Origin of the sequence: Candidatus Kryptobacter tengchongensis, assembly GCF_001458555.1 — a bacterium.
Lineage (GTDB): Bacteria > Bacteroidota > Ignavibacteria > Kryptoniales > Kryptoniaceae > Kryptonium > Kryptonium tengchongense.
Map to the genome: position 1 here is coordinate 1 of NZ_CZVH01000067.1, position 11086 is coordinate 11086.

Here is an 11086-nt window from a genome sequence, read left to right on the forward strand (position 1 = left end):
TCAACTCCTTTATCGCCCTTGCATGCTCTTCCAAAATCTGTGAATGTCTCTCCTGCCTCTCGCTCAACTCCTTTATCGCCCTCGCATGTTCTTCCAAAATCTGTGAATGTCTCTCCTGACCACGAACTAACTCCTCCAAAATCTGCGAATGCCTCTCCTGCCTCTCGCTCAACTCCTTTATCGCCCTCGCATGTTCTTCCAAGCGCTTTATAATCTCATCTATGCCTTTTAAAATTTGAGTGTATTCCTGTCTTGAAGGGAAATATTCAAGCAGTATACCAAACAACCTCTGCCTAAAACTTTCATTTGTTTCTATTAACTCTGGCAACCGTTTTATTATTTCTTCTGCTTTTGTTATTCTCTTTGTCTTCATGTTTTTATTGCTATTTAATTATCACAAATTTACCTCGCTTTATCTCGCCAGTTTCAAGGTCTTTAACCGTAAAAAGGTAAAGTCCTGTCGCAATTGCTTGGTCATATTTTGAGATCAAATCCCAGGCGTGTTCTCCGCCTGAAAATTTCTGTGTTCCATCTCCATAAACTTGAAACCATTGAATATCAGTTCCAGTGTATGTATCCGCATCGTGAATAAATTTATCAACTATATCTCCAGCAAGCGTATAAATTGTTATCTCGCATTTCCTCGGCAAATTATAAAAATAAATTTTTCTCTCTCGCTCTCCACCCGAACCATCCCATATTGCTTTTGCATAGTATGGATTCGGATAAACTCCAACTTCTTTTGATCTATCCACCGTCGGAGGAGCTCCTGGCACAACCCTCCGCAAAACCCTTACACTTGATTGACTTGGTATATTATTAATCGGATCACCTTCATCAAATGCTTCAATGCCAAAAATATACTGCCAACCATTGAGTAAGTTTTGGATTGTGAATCTATAATAATACTTCACTGTGTCATCAGGAAATATAGCTGGTTCAGGAAGTTTAATTGAGCTGAAGCCTGTATTAAAACCTATTTCATTTCCTGGTTTATCAAATTCAGCAAGCAAAATATATGGATCTTCGCCGGATTGCACAAATCCAATATCAAATCCAGGTCTTGTCATATAAATTCTATAACCCTCAAAATCCTTTTTATTTAAAACTGGATCAACAACATCTTCAACCGATTTATCCCAGTATATATCAACTTTTCTATCATCAGGGATTATTTTAACTTTCGGTGGCGGAAGTATTGTCGGGAAGATAAACCTCGTTATTTTACCATCTCCGTCAAGGTCTTCACCGGGATCAAGAATTCCATTTCCATTTCTATCTTCACCATTATAAGTTTTCTGTGCCCATATAGCGCTTTCAATAAGAAGTTTTTTACTCAGCGGTGTATCATCTTGTTGTGGATCGTTGCCAAATTTTTTAGCACATATAACTGCAAAAGCTACACTTACAGAATCACCCGGATATAAAACTGGAAAAGGTCCAACTGATAAAAGCGTGTATCTATTTCCGGGCTGTTTCAAATATGGTATTTTCACTGCAGGGAAAGGAATCCGCATCTTATCATATCTTTGTTGATCATTTGATGGAGATATTAAATCTGGGTCTCCAGTGCTTGCTCTGAACTGCCAAACCTGATAGATTGTATATTTATTTAAGCTATCAAGATGACCTCCAAGTAAAGGTTCTGTCCCTAAAAGTTTTATACCTATATAGCTATCAGTTGGACCATCTGATGGTCTATTTTCAGCATCAAACGCATAGTGCAATCTTAAACTATCAATATAACCAAGCCCAGTTCCAGAGTAAAACACCGAACCTTCGGCGGGAAATCTATAGTTTGTATTTCGCACAACAAGATCAGTGACAAGTCCTACATATAAACTTTCAATAGGAACATCAACCACATTTTTTATTGTAAAATTTAAAATAACGAAATTATCTGCTATTGAATATTGCCAAGCATATGTTTCAAAGTGAACCGAAACACCAAGCGGATTATGTCCAGAGATTGGTTCACCCGTTAATGGATTTATTGTGTTCGTATCTGTAAAATCACAATAAAAATCCTGATGACTTATAGCGCTTGGGCTATAGTATCTTGACTCAAGTAAGCTTGAACGCTCATATAGTCCTTGGTCAATTTGCTGAGTAAATTCACTTGAGAATCGTCTGTCATTTGTAGCAGTTGTAACGCTCAATCCACTTTTCCCATATCCTCCAACCCAAAGACCACCGTTGAAAAGATGTTCAATCCTTGTTCTGACTGGCTTTATCGGGAACTCACACGATGGCTGAGATGGCCAAAAAGATGGATTAAAACCGTTCCCAATTTGACCATAAGAATTTACCGCAAGCCCAATTCTCCCAATGTTGGTTGAGCGATTATCTTGTGGTTTTTGAGCAAGAATTAAAGACGGTAAAAGGAAAAGCAGTAGAAGTTTTCTCATCACAAATTAGTGTCTATATTTTTCAGTGTAAAGTAAATTTAATAAAACCGCATCTCTTTTGAAAATTATCTTGATTGTTTTTTTTCAACCGAAAACTTATATTTGAAAAAAACCTTCATTCGCCGGGAAAGATGAGCGAAAAAAACAAGGAAATAGAAAAACTTAAAGAAAGCAAAACCGTAAAGATAGATATACCCATCATTGGGATGACATGTGCAAGCTGTGTTTTGAAAGTTCAAAACAACCTCTTAAAACTTCAAGGTGTTAAAAATGCAACTGTTAATCTTGTAACTGGAAAAGCAACGATTGAAATTGAACCAGATAAAAAGATAAATCCAAAGGAAATAATTAAATCAATAAAATCAATTGGTTATGATGTTGCGATACAAAAAATAACCTTTCCAGTTGAAGGAATTTCCTCCGCTTCATCCCCCCATATTGAAAACGCCCTCTCAAAATTAAACGGGGTTATAAATGTTTTAGCTAACCCCGCAACTGAAAATATAACTGTTGAATTTATCCCAACCCTTGTCTCGCTTGACAACATAAAAGAAGAGATAGAGAAGTTCGGATATAAAGTGCCGCCAATTTCAGAGGAAGAGATAGAACTTTACGATGAGATAATCCGAAAAAATGAATATGAAGATTTAAAGAAACGCTTTATACTCAGTGCAGTCCTCACTGGCTTAATTCTTATTGATATGCTCTCGCATTTCGTTTATCACATTCAAAATAGGATGCTTGTTAACTATATTCTTTTCATCTTAGCAACTCCTGTTATTTTCTATGGCGGAGGGAAGTTTTTCAGAAGTTTCATTGCTGGACTTAGATATTTGTCTATGGATATGAACACATTAATAGCAATTGGAACTGGATCAGCATATTTTTACAGCGTTGTGGCTACATTTTATCCACAAATTTTTACATCAATTGGGAAAGCACCCGATGTTTATTATGAGGTTTCAGCAGTTATAATAACACTGATTTTGTTCGGACGGCTTCTTGAATCAAAAGCAAAAGCGCAAACAACTGAGGCGATAAAAAAACTTTCCTCACTCCAGCCCAAAACTGCAACACTTATCAGAGATGGAGAAGAGATAATTGTCCCAGTCAAAGAAATAAAAACTGGGGATATAATTCTCGTTAAACCCGGTGAAAGAATACCTGTTGACGGTGTGATAGTTGAAGGATATGGCTCAGTTGATGAATCAATAATCACAGGTGAAAGTATGCCTGTTGAGAAAAAACCCGGGGACAATGTAATAGGTTCAACACTTAATAAAGCTGGAAGCTTTAGGTTCAAGGTGACAAATGTTGGGAAAGATACTGTTCTTTCAAAGATAATTCAGCTTGTAAAAGATGCCCAAGCAACAAAACCACCTGTCCAAAAACTTGCTGATAAAGTCGCCTCAGTTTTTGTCCCCATTGTAATTGGGATAGCTGTTTTAACCTTTTTGATATGGTATCTCTTGGGATACGGTTTTACTTTTGCGCTCATGAATTTCGTTTCTGTTTTAATTGTTGCTTGTCCTTGTGCACTTGGGCTCGCAACACCAACCGCTATAGTTGTGGCAACTGGGAAATCTGCTGAATATGGAATTTTAATAAGAAACGCACAAGCACTTGAAATTGCAAATAAAGTCAACATCGTGGTTTTTGATAAAACTGGAACTATAACTTATGGGAAACCTGAGGTAACAGATATAATAAAACTTGGAAACATCCCAGAAAATGAACTTTTGAGACTTTCCGCTTCAGTTGAAAGGAATTCAGAGCACCCACTCGCAGAAGCAATAGTTAGATATGCAAGGCTAAGAGGTTTGAAGCTTTATAAACCTAAAAACTTCTTCTCAATTCCCGGGCAAGGTGTGTTTGCCAATGTTGATTCAAGCAATGTTGCTGTCGGAAATATAACATTTATGAGAAATTTAAACATTGAAATGAAAAACTTTGAGAGAATTCTTGATATTTTGACAAACGAAGGCAAAACCCCGGTATTTGTTGCGGTTGATGGTAAAATTGTTGGTGTAATTGCAATAGCGGATACAATAAAACATGATGTAAGGGAAACAATTCTAAACCTTAAAAAACTTAACATAGATGTTGCAATTTTAACCGGGGATAACTACAAGACAGCAAAAGCAATAGCAAATAAAATCGGCGTTCAAAAAGTTTTTGCTGAAGTTTTGCCAGATCAAAAATCCGAAAAGATAGAAGAGCTTAAAAACTCCGGCTACATTGTTGCAATGGTTGGCGATGGAGTAAATGATGCCCCAGCACTTGCTAAAGCAAATGTAGGAATTGCAATCGGCTCAGGAACAGATGTTGCTTCCGCAACCGCCGATATGATTCTAATGAAAGATGATATCAAAGGAGTCCTCCAAGTGATAAAACTTTCTGCAAAAACTTATAAAATCATCAAACAAAATTTGTTCTGGGCTTTCTTTTATAACTTGATTTTAATCCCAATAGCAGCTGGGATTTTATACCCAATCGCCGGCATCCTCCTGAAGCCTGTCTTTGCCTCAATTTCCATGTCTTTCAGCTCAGTTTTCGTAGTGTCAAATTCCCTAAGAATTAAAAAATTAAAATTATGAGGTGAAAAATGAACAGACTAACATTAACAGTTGAAGGTATGACTTGTCATCACTGTGAGATGACAGTTGAAAAAGCAGTTAAACAGTTAAAAAATGTAGTCTCCGCAAAAGCAGATCACATAAGTAAAACCCTTGAGATAATTTATACCGGTGAACTTAACATAGAAGATGTAAAACAAAAGATTGAAGAGGTTGGATATAAGGTTTTAACATAAACCTTTTCACAAGCTTATTTCCGAAGAGCCCGAGATATGTGCGAATCTTGCTCATTTCTCCAAAAAACTAAATACGAAAAATGACCGAAATTTACCTTGATATTTTCAAGTTTGTCCTCGCCATTATCTTTGGCGGGTTGATCGGTCTTGAAAGAGAATTAAAGGGTAAACCCGCTGGCTTTAGAACAAACATTTTGATCTGCCTCGGCTCAACACTTTATATGATTTTATCAATGAAAATTTCAGGTGACCCCGGGCGAATAGCTGCACAGGTTGTAACTGGGATTGGTTTCATTGGAGCAGGCACAATAATTCAATCAAAAGGCACAATAACAGGTTTGACAACCGCAGCAACAATCTTCGTCGTCGCTTCAATTGGACTTGCAATTGGCTCAAATCAAATTATCCTTGCAACAGTATTTACAGCTTTCGTTCTTGTTACCTTAACATTCCTTGCAAACATTGAAAAATCACTTCTCGGCAAGTGTCATTTCACAACACTTCAACTTGAAATCTTTGATGAAAAGGGCAAAGGCAGAGCTGAACTTATAGAAATCCTCACCGAACATGAGATCAAACCAAATCAATATCAATTGACCGAGGAAGATGGAATTTTAAAAATTGAGATCTCATACTGCGATAAACACCCATCACATCATCGCTTTTTATCCGAACTTCTAAAAATGCCCTACATAAAAGAAATTAAAACTAAAATCTAACCTGCGCACCCGCTTGAATTCCAATCCATTGAAAACCACTTGCTTGTTCAAGTCGTAATGCAAGTGTTTGCCACATCTCTCCAACAACTATCTGATATCTCGTGCTTAAATTTAAAGATAAATTTTTCATAACTCTCACCTCAACTCCTCCACCACCCCAAAACCCAGCGCTCCAATCTTGATACCTTCTCTCAGCAATGTAATCAATGACATTACCTGCCGAATCTTTAAAGAAATATTCACCTCTTAACCCAAACCAGCGATACACCCCAGTCCCGATAATACCATGAAAATTCAAAAAATTAAACCTCAAAATATTACGCCTGTATTCAACCCCAACACCGTAAAGTTTTAGCTCAAGATTTAAATCTTTATAAAACAATTTTTTCGTATTTTCACGATCAAATCTATAAAACTCAACTCTGCCCGAGATAAAAGAATTTCCATGATTTACCTGACCGATGTAAATTGTCCCAGAATAATGATTATCAAACCATCCAGAAAAACCACCAACGGGAACAATATAAATTCCTTCAGTTGCAATGGAAAACTGAGCCTGTGAGATATTAAATAAAAACAAAACGAAAATCGCAAGAATTAACTTATTCATTTGACCTAAAAATTAAATTTTCAATAACTGAACGAAAATCCGATTATTAACTTAAAAACATCCCTCAAAATAAAGTTTTTATATGATTCCCCAACGCCACCAAGTGTAATCTTCCCAAACTCAACTTTTTCAATTTTATTTACACTCGGATAATGTTCAAATTCAAACCCGAAAACCAACGAAGCGATCTTCGTTATTCTATATCTTCCTTCAACTTTTAAACCCAAATTTAAAACAGTTCCTTTCTTACTTGGAGCGTTGTTTTTGAACGAATACTGAAAAACATATGTCTCACCACCAGAAACATTTGGAAACTTTTTCCACCATGTCTCATTTAACCAAAATGCCCTTTCATAAAAAACTAATCCAGCCCCAAAACCAGCAAAGAAATTAACTTCGCCCAGATAAAAATCTCTGCCAAAGTAAACTTTTACAGGCAGAACATACAACCTTTGCTCGGGATTTAAATCAACAGCATAATTTGAATCAACTATAAGCGAGCGTACATGATTACGATACCATATTTTCCAGTAATCCCAATTCCATCTTTCAATTGTCATTGAATCCGATGGCTCAACCTTAAAGTCACTATACCCAGAAATAAATCTAATCCCCCAGCGTGAATTTTCACCAGTTTTAAGTTTCAACTCCCCAACAAATCCAAAACCAACTGCTTTCGTAACATAATTTGTCCCCCTGATCCCGTAAGAAAATTCAGAGCCAAGCGTTATATTTTCAAGTTTTACCTGCGATTTAAACTGTGTTATAAAAGTTAAAATAAGCAAGGTGATAAATTTAAATCGCATTTTACCAACTTTTAAATTTTTTAAATTAAATTTGGTGCATCAAGGAACTGATTTTTTCCATCTTTGTAAAGTGCATATTGAAATCCTTTCCTCAAGCCCATCGCTCCTATTTCGCCTTTCAAATTAACAGCAATGAACGCAACTTGAAAGTTTGGATCTTTATCAATCCACTTTTTATTAACCTTTAAAACTCTTTTCAATGTTTCTTCAACTGCTTTTTGCGGATGCATTCCGTTTCTCATATATTCAACGACAAGAAAACTTCCACATGTCCTTATCACAGCTTCCCCAACGCCCGTAGATCCAGCGGCGCCGACTTCACCATCAACATATAAACCTGCTCCAATTATTGGTGAATCACCAACCCTCCCATGAATTTTCCACGCAAGTCCGCTTGTTGTTACAGCCCCAGCAACTCTTCCTTGCTTGTCAAGAGCAAGCATTGCTATTGTATCATGATTTTCTTCTGGAGAAAGCCAGTTATCACTTTGGCTCATTTTTCTTCTCCATTCAAGCCATCTTTTTCTCGCCTCATCCGTTAAAAGATCAACTTCCGGGAAGCCAACCAATTTTGCAAACCGATCTGCACCTTCGCCAACTATGAAAACATGCTTTGTCAATTCCATCACTTTTCTCGCAACTGAAACAGGATTTTTACATTTTTGGACGAAGGCAACGGCACCGGCATTATATTCCCAATCCATTATACATGCGTCAAGCGAAACATGCCCACATTCATCTGGCAAACCACCGTATCCAACGCTCATAACATTTGGATCGTCTTCAGCAGTTCTCACTCCAAGTTCAACAGCATCAAGCGCAGTTCCACCTTCTGATAAAACTTTAAAGCCCATTTCGTTTGCTTTTATACCCTGCCTCCAAGTTGAAATCAAAACAGGCAAACTTGCTTGACTTGACGGGCGTGCTTTAGAATCCTCAAAAAAAGATGGAATTTTAAATTTTCTTGAAAGCACCGCTCCAATCCCCACAAGTAGCGAGCTTCTTAAAAATTCTCTTCTTCCTATCATTGGAATCTGAGATTTTTGTTTTAATTGACACTTAAAATTAAACTGTTAAATTTTAAAACACAAAAACTTTTTGTGTAAAAATTCAAATTTCTTCAAGCAGGATAAATTCCGCAGCCTTATTTTTACCAGACTTGATATTTTTAGTTTTTCTTTTGTAAACTTTTTTCTGCTTAAAATCGCAAATTCTATAAATTGGGCAAATACCGCAAAGTGGCTCTCTGGCTTTACAAATCATCCTCCCAAACTTTATCAACCCTGTGTGAAGTTGGTAAGCATAACCGTCTGGAATTAATTTTTGAACCTTTAAAAATGTTTCATCTGGAGTTTTCGTTTTAACTACCCCAACCCTATTCAAAATTCTATGTATATGCGTATCAACTGGGAAAACATTTTTATTGAAAGCAAACAAAAGAACACATCCAGCGGTCTTTAAACCAACCCCCTTAAATGAAGTCAAAAATCTAATACCTTCTTCAAGGGATAAATTTTTAAGAAAAGAGATATCAAAATCACCTGTTTTTTCTTTCAATTCAACAAGCAATTCCTTTATCCTTACCGCTTTTTGATGTGCAAGCCCACCAATTTTTATCGCTTCCTCAATTTTACTTACATCAGCCGTAAGAATTGATTCAAAACTTGGAAACTTTTCCTTCAAATTTTTAAATGCCCTATGGCTGTTGACATCATTTGTGTTTTGAGATAAAATCGTTGCAATTAAAATATCAAGTGGATTTGACTTTGGGGGATTTTCAGTCTTGAAAAACTTTGCTATTACTTCGGAAATTTTCTTAAGTTTACTTTGACGCATTTTTCAGCTGTTTATATTTATCTCCGAGAAATTCAAGTAAATTCCCCTGCCAGAGCCATCATAAATTCTCACAACCCTCGGAAATGTTATATCCTTAACTTTGGCATACTTTAAATATATCACCTCAAAAACTTTCACACCTGATTTAAAAAAAGCATAACTTTCAATCTCAAGGTCAGAATTAAATTTCAAAATCACATCCCGCCCTTCCTTTTTTTCAAAAACTAAAAACTCATAATCTTCAAAACTTTGCGATTCAACTTCCCCAACTCTCGGACAGGCGATTAAAATGTCAACGAGTTCATCAATGGTTAAGTCAATCCCAAGATACTTTTGCAAATACTCACTAACCTTTCCTTGTAAAACGCGATCATTAAATCTATCTATAAGTTTAAAGTTATCCGCATAAATCTGAACTTCACCGAGATCTATTCCAAATATCGTTTCAATTTTAAGCATTAAAGTATCGGGTCTTCGTAAATTTACTTTTAATTTTGCAGAGTTTGAAAACTCAGGCGAGTCAATGGTAATGTTACCAGTTGCAGTCAATGACTTTACAAAGTTATCCCTTGCTTTTATTTTTTCAAAATAAATTTTTGAATCTTTGTAAGTCAACATTTTTTTTGATGGGGCACACGAGATGAGAAAAATTCCAAGAATTAAAAGAATGGGGAATTTACATCTGACCACGCTTTATTTTCTCTTTTAATTTTTCATTTGATGGGTTTTTATCAAGGGCTTTTTTCCAGTATTCCATCGCCTTTTCTTTATCTCCGAGTTTGAAATATACATCACCAAGATGCTCAACCACAACGGAGCTTCCTCCCTTTTCAACCGCTTTTAAAATATAGTCCCTTGCCTTTTCATAATCACCAAGTTTAAAGTAAACCCACCCAATTGTATCAAGATAAGAAGGGTTTTCAGGTTCTTGTTCAACTGCTTTCTTTGCCATCTCAAGGGCGATATCAAGTTTTTCGCCTCGTTCAGCAAGCGTATAGCTGTAATTGTTTAAAATAAGATGATTATCTGGACTAATTTTTAAACCAAGTTCATGAAGTGAATCAGATTTACTCACTTCACCAATAGCATCGTAAACGAGGGCAAGTGTGCTTATGACATCAATGTTTTTCGGGTCAAGCGAGAGAGCCCTCTCAAGTGGTTGAACTGCCTCACTATTACGCTCAAGCCGATGATATCCAAGCCCAAGGAGAAAGTTAAGGAAAAAATCATCTGGAAATTTTTCAACACCATCTTCCATTACTCTGATAAGTTCATCAAATTTACCCATCTCATAAAGCGCGATCCCAATCCCACGCCATGCTTCAACAATTTTAGGATTGATATCAACAACCTTTTTAAATTCATTAAAAGCGGTTTCGTTATCTTTTTCGTCCGACGCTATAATCCCAAGCAACCAGTGCGCTCTCCACTCGTTGGGATATTTTGAAGATAAATTTTTTAAAATCTCCTTTGCTTTGCCCTTTAAACTTACATCCTCACCAGCACTTTTAAATAAACTCTCAACCACCTGAAACTTTAACTCAAACCCAACGGAATCATCAGATACAACCTCATTTAAAATTTTTAAAGCATCATCCCTTTCCTTAAGCTGGAGTAAAACTTCACCATATCTTATCTTTGCCTGCACATCTGATGGTTTAAGTTCAATAAGTTCAGATAAAATTGATTTCGCTTTTTGAAGCTCCCCAGCGCTTATGTATGTTTCAGCTGTTAACTTACGAAGGTCATAATTTGATGGGTCAATCTCTATCATCATTTCAAGCGCATGCGCCGATTCTGAAAACCTACCAAGCCGAAAGGATAACTCAGCTATCCTTTGAAGAGCATTCCATTCCAATCCATAATTTTCAATGATCTTATTGTAAAGCTCAAGT

10 protein-coding genes and 1 pseudogene are annotated in these 11086 nt (G+C 36.4%); 3 read left to right on the forward strand and 8 right to left on the reverse strand.

Annotated features, from left to right (window positions below; genetic code table 11):
• A pseudogene (locus AT685_RS05840) lies at positions 1-373 on the reverse strand (hypothetical protein); the annotation flags it as partial.
• A gap of 10 nt (positions 374-383) precedes the next feature.
• Positions 384-2408, reverse strand: coding sequence for a hypothetical protein (locus AT685_RS05845; RefSeq protein ID WP_072151919.1), 2025 nt, complete (start codon positions 2406-2408; stop codon positions 384-386).
• A 131-nt stretch (positions 2409-2539) separates the two neighbouring features.
• Between AT685_RS05845 and AT685_RS05850 the strand changes: the two genes are divergently transcribed.
• From AT685_RS05850 to AT685_RS05860, 3 genes are all read left to right on the forward strand, one after another.
• Positions 2540-5005, forward strand: a complete 2466-nt coding sequence (locus AT685_RS05850) for a heavy metal translocating P-type ATPase (RefSeq protein WP_072151928.1) — start codon at positions 2540-2542, stop codon at positions 5003-5005.
• Between the two features lie 8 nt (positions 5006-5013).
• Complete coding sequence (locus tag AT685_RS05855; protein WP_072151920.1) at positions 5014-5220, forward strand: heavy-metal-associated domain-containing protein; 207 nt, start codon at positions 5014-5016, stop codon at positions 5218-5220.
• Between the two features lie 80 nt (positions 5221-5300).
• On the forward strand, positions 5301-5939 hold the full coding sequence (locus AT685_RS05860) for an MgtC/SapB family protein (RefSeq protein WP_072151921.1): 639 nt from the start codon (positions 5301-5303) through the stop codon (positions 5937-5939).
• On the opposite strand, the gene AT685_RS05865 is transcribed toward AT685_RS05860, so the two are convergent.
• The 6 genes from AT685_RS05865 to AT685_RS05890 form a co-directional block, all read right to left on the reverse strand.
• Positions 5929-6549 (reverse strand): hypothetical protein, encoded by a 621-nt coding sequence (locus tag AT685_RS05865; protein WP_072151922.1) that lies wholly within the window; start codon positions 6547-6549, stop codon positions 5929-5931. The two genes, AT685_RS05860 and AT685_RS05865, sit on opposite strands and share 11 nt — an antisense overlap.
• A 20-nt stretch (positions 6550-6569) precedes the next feature.
• Positions 6570-7355, reverse strand: a complete 786-nt coding sequence (locus AT685_RS05870) for a hypothetical protein (RefSeq protein WP_072151923.1) — start codon at positions 7353-7355, stop codon at positions 6570-6572.
• Positions 7356-7375: 20 nt separating this feature from the next.
• Positions 7376-8383, reverse strand: coding sequence for a glycosylasparaginase (locus AT685_RS05875; protein ID WP_072151924.1), 1008 nt, complete (start codon positions 8381-8383; stop codon positions 7376-7378).
• Between the two features lie 82 nt (positions 8384-8465).
• Positions 8466-9191 carry an endonuclease III domain-containing protein gene (locus AT685_RS05880; protein WP_072151925.1) on the reverse strand — a complete coding sequence of 242 codons (726 nt, stop codon included), beginning with the start codon at positions 9189-9191 and terminating at the stop codon, positions 8466-8468.
• A 3-nt stretch (positions 9192-9194) separates the two neighbouring features.
• A complete protein-coding gene (gene lolB1 / locus AT685_RS05885) occupies positions 9195-9881 on the reverse strand; it encodes a lipoprotein insertase outer membrane protein LolB1 (RefSeq protein WP_474114163.1) in 687 nt (228 codons plus the stop codon).
• On the reverse strand, positions 9868-11086 hold a 1219-nt coding region (locus AT685_RS05890), incomplete at its 5' end, for a tetratricopeptide repeat protein (RefSeq protein ID WP_072151927.1). The genes lolB1 and AT685_RS05890, both read right to left, overlap by 14 nt.